Annotated in this window: 15 protein-coding genes and 1 tRNA gene; 14 read left to right on the top strand and 2 right to left on the bottom strand. The window is 55.9% G+C overall.

Annotated features, from left to right (window positions below; all coding sequences use genetic code 11):
* Window positions 1-47 precede the first annotated feature (47 nt).
* From AC5S27_RS07310 to AC5S27_RS07335, 6 genes are all read left to right on the top strand, one after another.
* Complete coding sequence (locus AC5S27_RS07310; RefSeq protein WP_493933907.1) at window positions 48-1,622, top strand: YifB family Mg chelatase-like AAA ATPase; 1,575 nt, start codon at window positions 48-50, stop codon at window positions 1,620-1,622.
* A 222-nt stretch (window positions 1,623-1,844) separates the two neighbouring features.
* Complete coding sequence (locus AC5S27_RS07315; protein ID WP_493933908.1) at window positions 1,845-2,063, top strand: hypothetical protein; 219 nt, start codon at window positions 1,845-1,847, stop codon at window positions 2,061-2,063.
* A 126-nt stretch (window positions 2,064-2,189) separates the two neighbouring features.
* Entirely contained in the window at window positions 2,190-2,486 is a 297-nt protein-coding gene (locus AC5S27_RS07320) for a hypothetical protein (RefSeq protein ID WP_493933909.1), read from the top strand.
* Between the two features lie 495 nt (window positions 2,487-2,981).
* On the top strand, window positions 2,982-3,212 hold the full coding sequence (locus AC5S27_RS07325; protein ID WP_493937282.1) for a DNA-directed RNA polymerase subunit omega: 231 nt from the start codon (window positions 2,982-2,984) through the stop codon (window positions 3,210-3,212).
* Window positions 3,213-3,342: 130 nt separating this feature from the next.
* A complete protein-coding gene (gene rho / locus AC5S27_RS07330) occupies window positions 3,343-4,593 on the top strand; it encodes a transcription termination factor Rho (protein WP_493933910.1) in 1,251 nt (416 codons plus the stop codon).
* A 97-nt stretch (window positions 4,594-4,690) separates the two neighbouring features.
* A tRNA-Ala gene (locus AC5S27_RS07335) sits at window positions 4,691-4,766 on the top strand.
* An 86-nt stretch (window positions 4,767-4,852) separates the two neighbouring features.
* On the opposite strand, the gene AC5S27_RS07340 is transcribed toward AC5S27_RS07335, so the two are convergent.
* Entirely contained in the window at window positions 4,853-6,040 is a 1,188-nt protein-coding gene (locus AC5S27_RS07340; protein WP_493933911.1) for a tyrosine-type recombinase/integrase, read from the bottom strand.
* An 18-nt stretch (window positions 6,041-6,058) separates the two neighbouring features.
* Entirely contained in the window at window positions 6,059-6,373 is a 315-nt protein-coding gene (locus AC5S27_RS07345) for a helix-turn-helix transcriptional regulator (protein WP_493933912.1), read from the bottom strand.
* A 360-nt stretch (window positions 6,374-6,733) separates the two neighbouring features.
* On the opposite strand from AC5S27_RS07345, the gene AC5S27_RS07350 reads away from it, so the two are divergent.
* The 8 genes from AC5S27_RS07350 to AC5S27_RS07385 all read left to right on the top strand — a co-directional run bounded on the left by AC5S27_RS07350 (window position 6,734) and on the right by AC5S27_RS07385 (window position 16,768).
* A complete protein-coding gene (locus AC5S27_RS07350; RefSeq protein WP_493933913.1) occupies window positions 6,734-7,717 on the top strand; it encodes a LysR family transcriptional regulator in 984 nt (327 codons plus the stop codon).
* Window positions 7,718-7,843: 126 nt separating this feature from the next.
* The gene (locus tag AC5S27_RS07355) at window positions 7,844-8,245 is read left to right on the top strand and encodes a hypothetical protein (RefSeq protein WP_493933914.1); all 402 of its coding nucleotides are present in this window, start codon (window positions 7,844-7,846) and stop codon (window positions 8,243-8,245) included.
* The gene (locus tag AC5S27_RS07360; RefSeq protein WP_493933915.1) at window positions 8,232-8,702 is read left to right on the top strand and encodes a ParB/RepB/Spo0J family partition protein; all 471 of its coding nucleotides are present in this window, start codon (window positions 8,232-8,234) and stop codon (window positions 8,700-8,702) included. Before AC5S27_RS07355 ends, AC5S27_RS07360 begins: the two co-directional genes overlap by 14 nt.
* A 100-nt stretch (window positions 8,703-8,802) precedes the next feature.
* On the top strand, window positions 8,803-9,798 hold the full coding sequence (locus AC5S27_RS07365; protein WP_493933133.1) for a tyrosine-type recombinase/integrase: 996 nt from the start codon (window positions 8,803-8,805) through the stop codon (window positions 9,796-9,798).
* On the top strand, window positions 9,795-12,212 hold the full coding sequence (locus AC5S27_RS07370; protein ID WP_493933132.1) for a tyrosine-type recombinase/integrase: 2,418 nt from the start codon (window positions 9,795-9,797) through the stop codon (window positions 12,210-12,212). Before AC5S27_RS07365 ends, AC5S27_RS07370 begins: the two co-directional genes overlap by 4 nt.
* A 252-nt stretch (window positions 12,213-12,464) precedes the next feature.
* On the top strand, window positions 12,465-12,791 hold the full coding sequence (locus tag AC5S27_RS07375) for a PadR family transcriptional regulator (RefSeq protein WP_493933131.1): 327 nt from the start codon (window positions 12,465-12,467) through the stop codon (window positions 12,789-12,791).
* A 56-nt stretch (window positions 12,792-12,847) separates the two neighbouring features.
* Complete coding sequence (locus tag AC5S27_RS07380; RefSeq protein ID WP_493933130.1) at window positions 12,848-15,466, top strand: ABC transporter permease; 2,619 nt, start codon at window positions 12,848-12,850, stop codon at window positions 15,464-15,466.
* Between the two features lie 435 nt (window positions 15,467-15,901).
* Complete coding sequence (locus AC5S27_RS07385) at window positions 15,902-16,768, top strand: hypothetical protein (RefSeq protein WP_493933916.1); 867 nt, start codon at window positions 15,902-15,904, stop codon at window positions 16,766-16,768.
* Window positions 16,769-17,061 lie beyond the last annotated feature (293 nt).

The raw sequence follows: 17,061 nt of genomic DNA on the forward strand, positions 1-17,061 counted from the left end.
CTTGCGGAGGGAAGCGCCAACGGTGTTACACTCGCTGACACCTTTCCATGTTAGCTAAAGTGCTGAGCGCAGCTGTATACGGCATCGACGCCAATCTCATTGACGTCGAGGTAGACCTGAGCGGAACCGTGTCTGACGAGGACAAGTTTCATACCGTCGGGCTGCCGGATGCGGCGGTGCGGGAGAGCCGCGACCGCGTGCGTGCAGCGATGAAGAACTCCGGCTATCTGATTCCTCCGACACACATCACGATCAACCTGGCACCAGCGGATATCAAGAAGGAAGGCGCGGGCTTTGACCTCCCGATTGCCATCGGGATTCTGAGCGCTTATGGGGCTTTGCACGGAGTGCAAAGTGGTGCTGCGGACCTGAGCCGCTTTCTGCTGGTCGGGGAACTGGGCCTCGACGGCAGTCTGCGTCCCGTGCCTGGCATCCTGTCGATCGCCGTGCTGGCGCGGGCTCGCGGGATCGCCAACCTTATTCTTCCGGCGGTCAACGCGGCTGAGGCTGCCGTTGTGGAGGGAGTGAACGTCTTCCCGGTGGCTTCGCTCAGCGAGGTCATTGAGCTGCTGAACTCAACCGTGATGGGCCAGGTGCAGCGGCCGCCGTTTCGCGTGGCGACGGACGAGTTGCTGAACGAATTGATTCACTATCCATCGGACTTTTCGGATGTGCGTGGGCAGCAGACGGCCAAGCGCGCGCTGGAAGTGGCAGCAGCAGGTGGGCATAACATTCTGATGATTGGGCCGCCGGGGTCTGGCAAGACGATGCTGGCCAAGCGGCTTCCGTCCATTCTTGCGCCGTTGACCTTCGAGGAAGCGTTAGAGACGACCAAGATTCATTCAGTTGCCGGAGTGCTGGATGCAGCGCAGGGGCTCGTTGCGCAGCGGCCGTTCCGGGCTCCGCATCATACGATTTCGGATGCCGGGCTGATTGGCGGCGGAGTGATTCCGCGGCCGGGCGAGGTCTCGCTGGCGCATAATGGGCTGCTGTTTCTGGATGAGTTGCCGGAGTTTCCACGCAACGTGCTGGAGGTGATGCGTCAGCCGCTCGAGGATCATACGGTGACGATTGCGCGGGCTTCGATGTCGCTGACGTTTCCGGCGCGGTTCATGCTGGCGGCGGCGATGAATCCTTGTCCTTGCGGCTATTTCAACGACAAGTCGCGGGAATGCCAGTGCACCCCGCCGATGATTCAGCGTTATGTGGCCAAAGTTTCGGGGCCTTTGCTGGACCGAATCGATATTCATATCGAGGTGCCAGCTGTGCAATACAAGGAACTTCGCGGCGGCGCGGCGGCTGAAGGCTCGGCACAGATCCGGGATCGCGTGATGCAGGCGCGAGAGCGCCAGCGAGTACGCTTTGAGCAGGCCGGTGAGCGTATCTACGCCAATGCGCAGATGGCGACGCGGCAGATTCGCGCTTACTGCGAGCTTGGCGCGGACGCCGAGCGGCTCCTGGAAAGGGCGATGCAGCAGCAGGGATTGAGCGCCCGGGCGCATGATCGCATTCTGAAGGTGGCGCGGACCATTGCCGATCTGGAAGGGTCACAGGGGTTGACGGTAGGCCATCTGGCCGAGGCGATCCAATACCGGACGCTGGACCGGAGCTACTGGGCTTGACTTCGATTCAAAAGGTTGTATCGCGCAGCATTCAACTTTTGGGGGACAGGGTAATAGGTAATGGGTTGTATGGAGGTTGCCGGTAACTCAATGTTAGTGTTTTGTCAGTTCGATCAGATTACTTCTGTAAGTTGAAGCGATTGAGATCCTGCCCGATGAGCTTACAGCACCCTCATTTTGAGGTTTGCGCGAGATCTTCAGCGAGCGGTAGGACGGAGAAAAATGACAATTCTTGAATCGAACGCCGATGCTCTCCTTGTTGCTATCCCCATGGTGGGGTTGCTCTTTGCAGGGTTCTTTCGCTTGGATGAACTGTTTGGAAAGCCGAAGAAGCAGGCTGAGCAGCGCCGACAGATCGGGGGGCTGGATGCAAAGGGGCGTCCTGCCTGCATCGATCCGGATGGCCGGCCTGTCCACGCTCGCCGCAAGAATGCATTATAAAAAGCATTCGAAGTTATCTCATTACTAAAGTCCCTTCATCCTTCTAAGACTTCCTTCCGATAAGCATCCCAAGTGCGACGGGCCAATTCCTCGCTTCGACGCGCACTGTGAAGGGATGTTCCGGGTATGTCGATTCTGGTTGAAAGCCGGGATGCGCTGGTGGTGGCGCTTCCCATGGTCGCGATGATGTTTGTCCGGCTTTTTTCGGTGGATGCGATGCTGAGCCGGCGGGCAGAGCGGTTGCCGCCTGGACGATTGCTATCCTTCTGGAGTGCGGACGGAAGCCCCGAGTGCATTGAACCGGACGGTACGCTGTATTGCGCACGGACGCGGACGCAGTTGAAGCCCACGCAACTGGAGCCGGACACCCATCACCGGCTGCGATGGCAGGTTGCAGTCGTTTCCGACGAGGATGCTGACTGAGCATCGTCCGCGTGGTTTGCGCGAGTTTCCCATTCAGGGCTGCCCCGCGTTATTTGGGGAATTTAGGTGAAACGTGTTATAAAAAAGGGTTGACCTGCACCGATCTTGGGTATAGATTCGTTATTGCTATCCAACAAGGCCGATTAGCGCAAGCAGTGAAGACAGGCTGGTTGCGCCCGGTGTCGCCTCAATCCCGCATCCATATGCTTTTTTGCGGATCACCAGTAACGTGGTGGTGTGTCAGAAATTCGGTGGAATGTGGACTGGATTGAGCAGATTGACCCAATTCGTTGGGAGTACGGTGTAACCGATCACGAGCTTCAGGGTTTGTCTGCTCTGGATCTCAACCGGGAAATGGCTGTAAGTTTTTAGAACTCCTGCCTCTCTTCCTGCGTCTAATAGTTGGCAGCACACAAAATAGGACCGTGCCGATCAACGGCCGTCCTCTGCACCGGGAAGACCGGGCAGTGATTACCACAAAGGAGAACGATGCATATGCGCTCGGAACTGATTTTTGGGGCACTTACTCATGTGTCCAACCGCTACCAGTTGTGCCAACTGGCGAGCAAGGCAACCCGGAAGCTGCACAAGCCCAACAGCCGCCTGCAGGACACGACCAACGAAGTTCTTTATCGATTTCGCAACGCCAACCCTGGAATGTCGGCCCCCATCGTAGAGCCTGAGATCCAGACGGTACCTTCGGTAGAGCAGCGCCGCGCAGCCTAAGCGCGCGGCCTGCACCACCCCGCTTTCCCCCACCCCGCAATACCTCTCCGGTGCACCAACCCACTTCACTCCATCCCCCTCGTCTATCCGCCTGGCCTCCAGGTGACTTAGAAGGCATTTGCAGGAATCCATGACCATTGCTGAATTAAAAGAAAAAAACATCACTGAATTGAGCCGCATTGCGCGGACTCTCGATATTCAAGGCGCGAGCGGCTTGCGCAAACAGGACCTGATTTTCAAGATTCTTCAGGCGCAGAGCGAAAAAGAAGGCCACATCTTCGCTGAGGGAGTGCTTGAGATCCTGCCCGACGGTTATGGCTTCCTTCGTTCCCCGGACTACAACTACCTGCCCGGTCCGGACGACATCTACGTTTCGCCTTCGCAGATTCGCAAGTTCGATCTCAAGACGGGCGACACCATCAGCGGCAACGTTCGTCCGCCGCATGAGGGCGAGAAGTATTTTGCGCTGGTCAAGATCGAGGCGATCAACTTTGAGTCTCCGGAAGAGACGCGCAACAAGATCCTCTTTGACAACCTGACGCCGCTCTATCCGCAGGAACGTATCAAGATGGAGACGGTGCGCGAGCAGACCAGCGGTCGCGTCATGGATCTGTTGACCCCTGTGGGCAAGGGGCAGCGCGGCCTGATCGTCGCTCCTCCCCGCACCGGTAAGACGATGCTGCTGCAATCGATCGCCAATTCGGTGACGACGAATCATCCTGAAGTGGTCCTGATCGTTCTGCTCATCGATGAGCGTCCGGAAGAAGTGACGGACATGCAGCGTTCGGTGAAGGGCGAAGTGATCAGCTCGACCTTCGACGAGCCTGCTGCACGCCACGTTCAGGTTGCCGAAATGGTGATCGAGAAGGCCAAGCGCCTGGTGGAACACAAGCGCGACGTTGTCATCCTGCTGGATTCGATCACCCGTCTTGCACGTGCTTACAATACGATCGTTCCTCCCTCGGGCAAAGTGCTCTCGGGTGGTGTGGATTCGAATGCGCTGCAGCGGCCGAAGCGGTTCTTTGGTGCGGCTCGCAACATCGAAGAAGGCGGTTCGCTCACCATCATTGCCACGGCGCTCGTCGATACCGGCTCACGCATGGACGAAGTCATCTTCGAAGAGTTCAAGGGTACTGGCAACATGGAAGTGATCCTCGACCGCAAGCTGGTCGATAAGCGCGTCTTCCCGGCCATTGACATCCAGCGCTCCGGCACCCGTAAGGAAGAGCTGCTCATCCCCAAGGAAGACCTGCAGCGCATCTGGGTGCTCCGCAAGGTGCTCAACCCGTTGTCGCCGGTCGAAGCCATGGAACTGCTTGTCAGCCGCCTGGAGAAGGTGCGCAACAACGCAGAGTTCCTGGTCAACATGAATCATCTGTAGGAATGGAACAGCGCGAAGGGAATCTGCGGGCGGCGACTTGCTGCAGAGTTGGCGGATTGCCTTCGCGCTGTTAAACTAGACAAGTCATCTCCAATGTGGGGCTGTAGCTCAGCTGGGAGAGCGCCTCGTTCGCAACGAGGAGGCCAGCGGTTCGATCCCGCTCAGCTCCACCAATTAAATCAATAACTTAGATCCGAAATCTGGGTCCATTAAGGGACTGGGAATCGATCTGGGTCCAATAAGGGTCCATCAAGGATTTCTAGGCGACCTTATCCCCTTTTAACACCAAGGACGCTATTTTTTCCCCGGCGTTTCTCTTCTCATCTCCCACCGTCTGTGCATAGGTCGCCAACGTCATGTCTGGCGTCGAGTGCCGCATCAGTTCCATGCTCACTCGAAGGCTAATGCCGGTTGATAAGAGCAGGGAGGCGTACGAGCGGCGGAGCGTATGCCAACCCAGTTTGGGCTTAGTGATCCCTGCGCGTTCGATTGCAGGAACGACGTGCCTGCGCCAGAGCGTTCCGGGCCACAGCGGTTGCTTGCCAAAAGATACGTCGGACGCGAACACCCAGTCGCCTGGTGAGGCGTAGGACGACTTATCCTTCCATGCCTTGAGGGCATCCACTGCTTGCGGCGGAATGGGCAAAGGGCGCCGGGAGGACTCCGTCTTCGGAGGCCCCTCAACGCCATCGACGTAAGACCGTCGAACGTGCAGGATTGCACGGTCCAGGTTTACGTCTGCCCACTTGAGACCGAAAATCTCACCTCGGCGCATTCCCATAATTGCAGCAATAAGGAATGCAGTTCGGACAGGCTCGATTCCAGTGAGCTCGCGAAGGACGAGTGTGATTTCGTCGGGCTCAAGAATCTCGGGCTCTTCGGCCCGTTTTCTTGGTTGCCGAACACTCGCGATGGGATTCGTAGGGTAGAACTCGTGGCGTATGGCGTGGCGGAATGCCGCGCCAAACACCTCACGTATTTTGGCTTTAGACCCATTTGCCAAGGGCAAGGTTTTGAGCCAATCTTCAACCGCCACTGCTTTCACTGCACGCAGTGGAAGAGCTTCCCACTTTGGCAATACGTAGTTCTTGAAGATATATCGATACGCTTTACGGGGCTTCTCTGCCTTGCCAGAGTCGTCACCAAGCTCTCGCTCAGCGTAGTGAGTGACAAGCTCAGCGACACTCATATTACAATCGACAGCTTCTTGCTTTGGTTCGTTAAGAAGTCGCCTTTGTTCTTCTGCCTTCTTTTGAGCCTGTGTCTTGTTGAGTTCTTTCACCGTTCCGAGAACGACTTTGCGTCTTATCGTCTCGCCATCGATGGCTTCATTACGCCACCGAAAAACCCAAACATCAGGTCCACTTTTTCTTCTCTCGATTTTCAAAGAGCCGCTTTGATAACGTTTGCGCCTGGGCGCGAAGATGGGTGCTTTGATTTTGTTCATGTCGTCTAGTCCTTTCGGTTAGGCGGCATGACCGACAGGGACAGGATACAGACCCGAACCGCCAGCAATCCAGTGGTTAATTTCGCTAGGCAGAAAGACGATCTTGCGAGCTGAGAGGCGGTGGTGTGGTATACGTCCTTCCCTTGCCCATCGCAGAATTGTGACGCTGTGTAGCCCAATGATGGGTGCTAACTCTGTTGCCGATAGAGGACGTTCGATTTCCCTTGCGGGGAGTTCTTCCATCTCAACTCCCGCATTGCCTGGGTTGTGAGCGCGGGATTTGTCCACGCCGTCTTGAGCGAGAAGGGACTCAAACCTTTGATAGTCAGTCATGTGCCATCACCTTTGTCACCACGCGCCTTTCCTGCGGCGGGTTGGAATCTTCGGGCCCAGCGGGCTATTGTCATCGGTGTCGAACATTTTGAGGGTGTTGCCGAACGTCGAGGTATGTCCAATACTTTCTATTTATCGGGGGACTGATAAATCGGATTTATCAGCACTGTACCGAGTTCCTAACTATAGAAATCTCAGTTCTCAACATTAGGGGACGACAGCCCTTCGAAGTAAGTTTGGCCACTTTTGCTGCTCTTTATTGATTTCGGCCATAATCACTGGCAAGATTTCCACAGGTCGAGTTGCTGCTCCGCTCGATATGCATGACACATCGCTCTTGCTGGTATGCGCTGGAGGGCTATGTACGACTGGGCCGAATTTCGCCATTTTCGATATCTGCTCTCGATTCTTGAGCAACAGGGATTTCGCGCGGCCGCGGAAAAGCTCCACACTGCCCAACCGAATCTCAGTATTCAAGCCAAGCAATTTCAAGAAGCCGCATCTGTCCAACTGTACGAGAAGTTAAAAGACGGGCGCATCAAGCCAACCCGAACTGGGGAGGCCTTCAAACTCATTGCCAAGGGCCTTCTGGACGCCCGAGAAGAAGCGATGGAGGCATTAGTTGCAATCGAACATGACGATCTAATCGTCGTGCGTTTCGGATGTTCTCCGCTTGCCGATCCGGCCCTCTTTAGTGAGCTCTGCCAAATCCACAAAGATCTGCTTCCGAGTTGTTCGATTCAGCCGGAACGTCAAGATACAACCCAGCTGATCGACGAAGTTGTGTCTGGCTCGATCGACGCTGCAATTGTCACTCGCCCAGTGGATAACTCAGATTTGAAAATAGAAGATCTGTGTCACGATCGGTTAGTCATGTGTTTACGGGCAGATCATCCTTTAGCGTCCAAGAATGCGCTTGCGCTCCAGGATATTGCAGACAACTTGAAGATTTTTTACCACCCAGAACGTCACCCTGGAGCGCATCAGAGACTTCTTGAATTGCTCAGAGGTGTCGGTATTCAGATTGGAGCATATTCCCGTGCTTCTCATCCCCTAGAAATGCAATCGCTGGTGAAGGACGGCTACGGCTTCGCCCTGGTTCGAGAAGGAGTATTACTAGACAGCGCATTGACTACACGTCCAATCGTCGGTGTCGATTGGACTGTAGATACAGCCTTGATCTATCGTTCGGATCGTTATCCCAAAACACTTCCTGTCGTGATCCGCCAGCTTAAGAGGAAACTGAGTAAGGCAACGTCGCCGGTCCCAGAAAGACGGGCAAAGAGTCCTTCCATGCGCGAGACGAATGACCCAATCCAACTGGAGCTACTCAGTCAGGATTGACGGCGTGATTAGCCCCGATACGGTGTAGATATCAGCCCCCCGATAAAAACGAAGTATTAGACGAAAAATCTGTTCTGACGAATGATCACGACATACCGCGACTGAGACCAGTCGTTGGAGGTGCCGATGTTCAACAAGAGCAGATTCACTCCTTCCAGAATTCCCCAACGTCCTGTCCTCGTTCTCGTCCAGAAATGGAGAGGGCTCGCTTTCACCTCTCAATTGATACGCGCCGTCCGTATAGCGGGGCCGACGCTTGTCGCGCTCTCCTTTGCGGGAGTAGCTCACGCACAAGGAACGATGGACTTCTCAGGCGCGCAAACGCTTATGGGAAGTTTTAAGACCTTCGCGATTTATGCGGGTGCCGTTATCTGCTTCGGCGGACTGATTTTCGCCGGAATTCGGATGCTGAGCGGTCGTTTTCAAGATGCGATTCCAGGACTCTTCGGTGCGCTGTTTGGCGCCGGAGTGCTCGGCTGGGGTGCCGGCTGGATTGGACTCTCAAAGGGTCGATGTGCATCCTTATGAAGAGGCGCAGGGCTTCCAACGTTTACTCGACATGCCCGGTTACGATGTGGCCGCGCTTGTCTTGAAGTCGGGAAAGAGCGCGTCCCACATCTATGCTCGTCTGTCTTTGTTGCAACTTATCCCCGACGTGGCCCAGGCATTTGTGGAAGAGCGCATTACCGCCAGCCACGCCAACCTCATTGCTCGTTTGCCACAAGAGCACCAAGCCGATGCTTTTGAGCAGTGCTGGCGAAAGGACTGGAACGACAAAGAGCCGCATCTTCTACCCGCCAAGCACGTTGCCGCATGGATCGAAACTAACCTCTATCTCGCTTTGGCCGACGCTCCATTTGACCGGGAAGACACTACCCTCAATCCGGATGCCGGAGCTTGCGTGAGCTGCCCTCGTCGTAGCGGATACAACACAAGCCTCTTCGCCGATGTACAGGGTGACCAGTGTAAGTTATGTGGAATCTGAGCAACCGCAAGTATTTTCTGCCGGATCGTTGCCGCCGCGCATCCTGACACCCTTCGCACCGCCGTATCTGTTCTTATTTGATCTCCAGAAGGAGGTCTACTTGCCATTTGAGTTCGTTGTCCATCCTATCCGTTGGGACCGTTGCCCGCTGGTTGCGGCGGACCCTCATGCCAGCTCGTGGCTCACGTTGCAGTCGCATCGAGGCCTGGCTCTCAACACACTGGACGCCTACTCACGGGCTTTGGAGCGGTATCTAGCTTTTCTGAAGGTACGTTGCGTCGCATCCATCTCTGCAACCCGTGGCGATTTGGGTCTTTATCTCGCTGCGTTGCACGGTGGCGAGAGCAAGTTGTCCAACGCTACGGTTCAGCAGTTATTAACAGTAGTTCGCCTGTTCCATGCCTATCTGATGGAGGAAGGAGTACGTCCGAACAACCCCGCGGCGCAGACGGGCAGTGGACGTGGCATGGTTGCTCGGCATCATAAGCTTCCCTGGATACCGAACGAAGAGGACTGGCATTCGATTCTTGCTTCAGCACGTCAGGAGTCGATTCGTAACAGGACCATGTTGGCGTTTGCCTATGATGCAGGGCTGCGTCGCGAAGAACTCTGCAGCCTTGAGAGCAGCGACATTGACCCGGCTCGGCGCATGCTCAGGATTCGCGCGGAGAGCACCAAGGGACATCGCGAGCGCGTTCTTCCGTACTCCGCTTCAAGTGGCGAGCTGCTTTTGCGGTATCTCGAACACCGCCGAGCGTTGGGCAAGAAGCGTGGTCCGCTCTTTCTGTCTGAGTCTCGCCGTAACTACGCCAGGCCGATTTCGATATGGAGCTGGTCGAAGATCGTCCTGCAGCTTGCACGCAGGGCTGGCATTGAGCGATTCTCGACGCACACTCTTCGCCACCTCTGTTTGACCGACCTTGCCCGCGCCGGTTGGGACATTCATGAGATCGCCAGTTTCGCCGGCCATCGCAGCGTGCAGACCACATTGCTCTATATCCATCTCAGTGGCCGCGACCTATCTCTGAAGCTCGCGGCAAGCATGGCGCAGATCCATGCCCGTCGCGCACAGATGCTGTCGGAGGTGGGCCAGTGAAGCAGAAGAGAGTACGAAGAGATGGCAAGCCATGGCATAACAACATCGGCCTATGGTACGAGACATTGACGACTGCAGAACGGAAGCAACTCGTCCAGAAGTGCGCGCGAGCGCAGTGGGGACCGGAAAAGGAGAAGCCGAAGAAGGCCGACGACGGCCCGTGGGTTTGGCCGCTTGATCTGGACCGATACGATCGCTCCAGCACGCTAACCGCCGACGAAGAGGACGTGCTGACTCGCTACGCAGAAGCCTATCGCTTCTATCGGTATGGGCGAACGATGGATTTCGGACCGTCGCTCAAGAGACTGGTGCAGCCATTGAACGATGCTCTGGACTACACCGGCATCATCCCCAACCAGCGTAAGTACGTATTGCTGTTTTTTCTTCGAGAGATGGCGGAGCGCAAGCTGTCCTTTTGGGGATGGAGCTCCGAGGAATGGATCGACTCCATAGACCGACGGCAAGCGGGACGTCAGCACATCCTGGCGATTGCCTACCTGATCTGTGGATTCTCCGACCTGCACCGCCTCAAGAGCGACCACCTCGTCTATTCGTGTCTCGCCCGCAAGGTGTTTGGCCGCGAGTACATGAAGACCGTGGCGGAACGTGTGCAGGCGTTGCTCCTGGAGTGGGGATATGCGAAGGCTGGCACACGCAACAACGTCATGCGAACTGCTTTTGAGGCTTTGCTGTTCATCCGCTCGCCCCACCTCGGCCAACTGACGGTCGAACATCTTGAGGCTACCATTGCGCGTCGACCGCGCCGGATCGGAAGCTGGTGTATTGTTGCCTTTTCGCGCGTGTTGGCCAGCATGGGTACGATACCCGAGGCGATGGAGATTAAGCGCCCGGTCTTGGACAAGAAGTCTTCCCCCGCACTTACCACTGGTGTGCCCGCGGAGTGGGTCCGGCTTTGTCGCATCTGGTTTGACCGCTCCGTGGATGCGAAGCGTTCCAGAACAAAGAGCTATTACTTTCTGCTCAACGTCGGGCGGTGGCTCGGTCAGACGCATCCAACAGTCCTGTCACCCGCCGACTGGACCCGCGATCTTGCCGCCGAGTTCATCTCCGTTGTCTGCCAGTGGCATGGCGGCGATTGGTGCAGCGTCGATCCGGTGCATGTCAAGAGCCGCGGTAAGATGCTGGCGCCAGGCACCCGGGCGGATCGCATCTGCTCGCTTCGCATTCTCTTTCGCGATCTACAGGAGTGGGAACTTATTCCGCGTAGGTTCGATCCCATGCGGCATCTGACCGCCCCGAAGAGTCTGACCGCACTGATCGGCCCCAACCCCCGCGTGATCGCCGACGATGTCTGGGCCAAGCTCGTATGGGCCGGTCTAAATCTCGTAGCAGAAGATCTTCCGTATAAAGGTCCCTCGCGGCGTAGTCGGCCGCGTCCGACCAGCTATCCAATTCAGATGTGCGGAGCGCTCGCAGTCATCTGGCTCTTCGCTGGCCTTCGCAACAACGAGATCCTCCGTCTGCGGGTAGGCTGCATACGCTGGCAGCGGGACGATGCCACGGTGCCAGGCACAGGCGAACTCCTTCCCGCCGATGCCGTCTGTTTGCTTGATGTCCCGGTCAACAAAACCGGAAAGTCGTTCACCAAGCCGGTTGACCACCTTGTTGGTGAGGCCATTTCCGCATGGGAGAAGGTGCGTCCCCAAGGCACAAAACTACCGGATTGGAAGACTGGCGAGGTCGTCGCCTTCCTCTTCTTGATTCGGAACACGGCCATAGGCAAGACATACATAAACAGGACCCTCATCCCGCTGCTCTGCAAAAAGGCTGGCGTTCCGCTCGCCGACGTTCGCGGCAACATCACCACGCATCGTGCGCGCTCGACCATCGCTTCACAACTCTTCAACGCGAAAGAGCCCATGACGCTCTTCGAGTTGCAGGAATGGCTTGGCCATGCCAGCCCATCCGCAACCCAGCACTATGCTAAGATCACTCCGCTCAAGTTGGCCAAGTCGTATGCCGACGCCGGCTACTTTGCCCGCAACCTTCGCGCCATCGAAGTCCTGATCGACCAGGACGCGGTTCGCGCTGGCGTGACCTTAAGTGAGCCGTGGAAGTTCTATGATCTCGGACACGGCTACTGCACCTACGATTTCTTTGAACAGTGTCCACATCGCATGGCCTGTGCGAAGTGCGATTTCTACATGCCGAAGGACTCTACCGCCGCTTTGTTGCTGGAAGGCAAAGAACACTTGCTGCGTTTGCTGCAGGAAATCCCGCTCGGTGAGGCAGAACAGGCCGCCGTCGAGGACGGCATTTCCGCCTACGAAAAGCTGCTGCTCAAACTAGCGGATGTACCAACACCTGCTGGCCCGACACGGCGGATCTCTACGGGCCTCGTGCAAATTACAACCGTAAGGCCGACGTTAAATGTCGCGGTCCTACAAGATTGAGAACGTCTCGATAGTAAAGATCTGAAGTAGTATGACGACTCTCCGTGGGACGATTCGGGAAGGGTAGGCGTATCACGTCGAAGAACTGGTCATGGAAATCCACCCTGCATACTCAGAATACGCAAATTACCCTTCATTGAGCTGGCCTCATCAAGATGAGAAGCAGGCTTCCGAGTAAAGTTACGGCGCGTATTGACACCCCTATACAACTAGGCGTATCGTTCATCAGATTGAGCGGTGCAGGTGTATCGAATGGCTAAGAACGATCTGCAGGGCACGATGGATCTACTGGTATTGAAGACTCTTGCGCAGATGAGAGAACTGCATGGGTATGGGATTGTGTTGCATATTCAGCGGGCTTCTGCGGAGCTGCTGCAGGTTGAAGAGGGTTCTCTTTACCCGGCGCTGCATCGAATGGAGCAGAGTGGGTGGATCAGCTCCGAGTGGGCAATGACGGAGACGAATCGCAAGGCGAAGTTCTACAAGCTTACGGCTCAGGGGCGTAAGCAGTTGCTTGCGGCGGAGGAGAGCTTTGAGTACCTAGTGAAGGGAATTCGCGCGATTCAGTCTTATGCATGAGTCGTTTGTGCGTTTTTATTTAAGAGCATGTTGGTTTGAGGTGCTGAATGTCTCTGATGCGCCGTATTCAAAATCTCTTCCGTCGTGACGCCGTCGAGAGTGAGATCAATGCCGAAATCCTCGCGCATCTTGAGCTGCGCATTGAGGATAACGTGACGCGTGGGATGACGCTTGCGGAAGCGCGCCGCGATGCGATGCTGCGGTTTGGCAACACGACTCTTATCAAGGAACGGACGCATCGTTCGGACGCTGCGGTCACGATTGAAAGCGTCTGGGCGGACGCGCGATACGCCGTGCGAAAGTTGCGCAACTCGCCTACTTACAGCATTACGGCGGTATTGACGATTGGACTTGCAATTGGAGCGAACACGGCGGTGTTTACCTTAGTGCATGCGACTCTTCTGCGACAGTTGCCCTTCGATGAGCCGGCCCGCGTATTCGACCTGGATAACTTCTATAGAGATGGGCTAGCGCCCGACATGAGTTCCAAGAATTATGAGAGTGCTTTCAACGCGCAGGCTGCGAGCTTTAAGACGATTGAGGCGGCTTCGATGTACTCCTCAGGCGGTGTCAACTTCAGCTATGAATCTAATGGTTCACAACGGCTGCAAGCCTCGGAGACGAGCGCGCGTTTCTTCGATGTGCTTGGGGTTAAATCTTGGCTTGGCCGTGCGTTTCAGGCGAGCGACGACGTTCCGGGAAACGACGCGGTAGCGGTGATCAGCGACCGACTCTGGCACAGCAAATTCCACGGTGAGACTTCTGCGTTAGGTAAGACGATCACGCTGAATGGGCAGACGTTCAAAGTGATTGGCGTGATGCCGAAGACGATGGATTTTCCCTCTAATACTGATGTCTGGACGCCAACGATATTTGACGAGAATACCTTTTTGCGCGAGGGCGGGGCATACATGACGTGGGTGATTGTACGGATGCGCGATGGCGTGACGCCAGAACAGATGCGCGCAGAATTCACGGCTCGTGCTCAGAATCGCAATGGTAATCAGAAAATGGCGGAAGATCAGATACCAGTGCTTAGTCCTATTGCAGGCAAGCTAACCAAATCTATCCGGAGTTCACTTCTTTTGCTAAGCGGGGCCGTGACGTTGGTGCTGCTGATCGCGTGCGCAAACATCGCTGGACTTACTCTGGTACGCACTGCTCAGCGCAGGGCGGAGTTTGCTTTGAGGGCTGCGTTAGGTGCTGCGCGAGGGCGGTTGGTGCGACAACAGTTGATCGAGTCGGTGACCCTTGCGTTGGCGGGGGCTGCGATTGGAATTCTATTTGCGAAGTTGGCGTTACAGTTGCTTTACGTGTTCAAGCCTGCAGCATTGGAGAACTTTCCGCGGCCAGCGATTGATACCGGAGTACTGATCTTTACAGGCTTGATCGCGGCACTGACGGGCCTTGCGTTCGGCATGATTCCCGCCTGGCAGGCGAGTCATGAAGACCCGGCAACGGCGTTGAAGGCCGGGGTCTGGCGAGTGTCTAAGTCGGGCGCGCGGCTGAGGAAGATTTTGGTTGCCGGGGAAATCGCGACGGCCTTTGTACTGCTCATTGGAGCGGGGCTGATGATGAGAACGATAGTGAATCTGAATCGGGTTCCGCTGGGTTATGAGACGCGCAGTGTTTTGAGCTTTTCGATATCCTTGCATGGCGCGCCATACGCGGTGGAGAAGACAACGCCCGCGTTGGCACAGTTCTATACGAATGCTCTTGGACGCTTAGGTCAATTACCTGGAGTGAAGTCCGCTGCCGCGGTCAGTACGCTTCCGCTGGATACACGGGCTGATATGGAGTTCCCTGTTCAACCGGACGGTACCAAAACTGGGCGGCAAACAGCAGCCCCGCGTATTATCAGCAGCGGATACTTCAGAACGATCGGGACGCCATTGATTGAGGGCCGCGACTTCAATGAGCGTGACACGAAGACGAGTAATGCGGTTGTGATTGTCACCCGTGATCTGGCGGAGAAATTATGGCCGAATCAGAATCCGCTGGGACATACGATTCACTGCGCATTCTTTTGTGAACAGAACCCGACAGTGATCGGGGTGGTTGGCGAGAGTCGACGGTTTGGTCCGCGAAGTGAAGCGTTAGCGCAGTTTTACGTTCCCTACACTCAACGCGATTGGACTTATATGACCTTTGTGCTGAGTAGTGAGGAAAGGGCGAGTATCCTGGCTCCGTTGGTGCGAAGTGTTGTGGCGGCTATTGATCCTTCGCAACCGATCTATGACATGAAGACGATGAAGGAACGGCTGGATGATAACCAGTCGCTGGTGCGGTTTGAGATGTTTGCGCTAGGGTTCTTTGCAATGCTTGCAGGGTGCCTGGCATTCGTTGGACTGTATGGGGTCATTGCTTACACGGTGACTCAGCGAACGCATGAGATCGGATTGCGGATTGCGCTGGGGGCGCAACGTAGGCGCATCCTATTGGCAGTCCTTCGCGAGGGCGAGGTGATGGCTGTGAGTGGAGCTGCAATTGGCTTGATCGCTTCTCAGGTGCTTACGAAGCTGATAACGGCGACTCTTTATGGGGTTACGGCGCATGACCGGGGGACTCTGGCGTTAGCCGTGTTGCTGTTCCTTGGGATTGCGTTCCTGGCGAGTTTCATTCCGGCGCGACGTGCGGCGTCGGTTGATCCTATGGTGGCTTTGCGGGCGGAGTGAACGGCAGTGGCAGAGTAAGGGCGATAGTAGGGTGCTCGTCTCAGGTAGCGATCTTGTCTTGATACGTAAGTGCTGATACCTCCCTATTGGTGGTGGTGTTTGAAATGTCGTGACGGGCGATACGACTATTAGGGTGATTTATGGGGACCTCACGACAACATTCGTGAATGAACTCCGCAATATGATGTTCCGGGCAGATTGTAGTCGGCTCGGAAGTCATTCCGCCAACAGATGATCTCTGGGTGGCGACGAAGGTCATGCGAAACGGGAGTTCCATTAAGTTCCATTTCGTCTCCCCCAGGATGCGCGGCGGCAACGATCCGGCGGAAAATACTTGCCAGTTGCTCAGATTCCACATAATGCCTTGACGGGGCCTGCTACCAAACCAAGGTAGCAACACATATCGACCGTGAGCTTCTAGCGCGGCCTGATCTTGTGCAGATCGAAACGACGTGGCGACCAGCCAAAGAACAGCGTCCCGGAATCCTTACCAAACACTCTTATCGGGAACTCGATGCACCTGACAACCCGGATGCCGAGCCGCCATGCCCCAACGCGAAATCAGCCTTGATCGTCTTCGGACGCAATGCTGGAAAGACCGTCACCGTTTGCACCGAGAACCACTGCTCGGTGCATGATCCCGCTACGGTTGCGCGTCTCGCCAGACAGGAAGCTGAGAACCCGGCTCCGATCATGGAGCCGGCACCCGAGGAGGAGACAGAAGAACAGGCCGAACAGCGTCGAGCGGAGTATGAACAGCGCCGCAAGGAGCATGAAGCCGAACAACAGCGCCAAGAAAAGGAGCTCCAAGTGGAGCAGGAACGACGGCAGCAAGAATATGAGGCCGAGCAGAAGCGCCGGGAAAAGTTGACCAAGACCCGCGCTGTGACTTTCGATCGCATCCTCGACCATGCCCCGGCGACGTTTACCGCTGTGCAGCTTCGCATGTTCTTGCGACTGCTAGTCCAAATCGATCCCTATGACTTCCTTGAACAAGTAGCCAACCACTTTGCCGGAAATAGGGAGAACGTGAAGCAGACAGGAGCGGAAATCGTACTCGCCGCACTCACCAGTACGGCAGACGACAAGCTAACCAGCTTCGCCTTGCGACTGATCTTGACCGATCATATCGATATTCCGCGTGGTGATCAGCCCGATCTACTGGCGGAAGCTGAGGCGGTCTTTGCTCCACTTGCTGTAAAGACATCCAAGAGGAAGACCACGAGCAAAGCCAAAGAAACGCCAGCTCTTGTCCACACTCCGAAGAATAGGGCAGCAGCGAAGAAACAGAAAGCAGCTTAGTCCCGCCGCGAACGACATCGAATCTTGCTCTACGCCCCGGAGACATCCGGGGCTTTCTCTTGGAAAGCGCCGAACCTTAGCGCCGCATCGGGAGAAACCGCTTTGGTTTCTCCCGAACCCTCTTCCCGCCCTCTTGCCGTTTCTGTAGCCGAGAAAATGGAACCTTGCCTCACGCGTGGTCTGGAACTAGACTTTGAGTTGAGCAGCACTGCTGTTCGGCGAGCTTGATGGCGGTTATCCACCATCTTGATCATCCTCGCTGCGCTCGGTCGATGTTCCGTGGCGGCAGTGCA

The organism is Acidicapsa borealis (assembly GCF_059115245.1).

Bases quoted from the DNA above. Each gene is read 5' to 3' on its own strand.
- AC5S27_RS07375 (WP_493933131.1), top strand. From the start codon at position 12,465: ATGGCTAAGAACGATCTGCAGGGCACGATGGATCTACTGGTATTGAAG.
- AC5S27_RS07345 (WP_493933912.1), bottom strand. From the start codon at position 6,373: ATGACTGACTATCAAAGGTTTGAGTCCCTTCTCGCTCAAGACGGCGTG.
- rho (WP_493933910.1), top strand. From the start codon at position 3,343: ATGACCATTGCTGAATTAAAAGAAAAAAACATCACTGAATTGAGCCGC.
- AC5S27_RS07315 (WP_493933908.1), top strand. From the start codon at position 1,845: ATGACAATTCTTGAATCGAACGCCGATGCTCTCCTTGTTGCTATCCCC.
- AC5S27_RS07355 (WP_493933914.1), top strand. From the start codon at position 7,844: ATGTTCAACAAGAGCAGATTCACTCCTTCCAGAATTCCCCAACGTCCT.
- AC5S27_RS07340 (WP_493933911.1), bottom strand. From the start codon at position 6,040: ATGAACAAAATCAAAGCACCCATCTTCGCGCCCAGGCGCAAACGTTAT.
- AC5S27_RS07325 (WP_493937282.1), top strand. From the start codon at position 2,982: ATGCGCTCGGAACTGATTTTTGGGGCACTTACTCATGTGTCCAACCGC.
- AC5S27_RS07310 (WP_493933907.1), top strand. From the start codon at position 48: ATGTTAGCTAAAGTGCTGAGCGCAGCTGTATACGGCATCGACGCCAAT.
- AC5S27_RS07320 (WP_493933909.1), top strand. From the start codon at position 2,190: ATGTCGATTCTGGTTGAAAGCCGGGATGCGCTGGTGGTGGCGCTTCCC.
- AC5S27_RS07350 (WP_493933913.1), top strand. From the start codon at position 6,734: ATGTACGACTGGGCCGAATTTCGCCATTTTCGATATCTGCTCTCGATT.
- AC5S27_RS07380 (WP_493933130.1), top strand. From the start codon at position 12,848: ATGCGCCGTATTCAAAATCTCTTCCGTCGTGACGCCGTCGAGAGTGAG.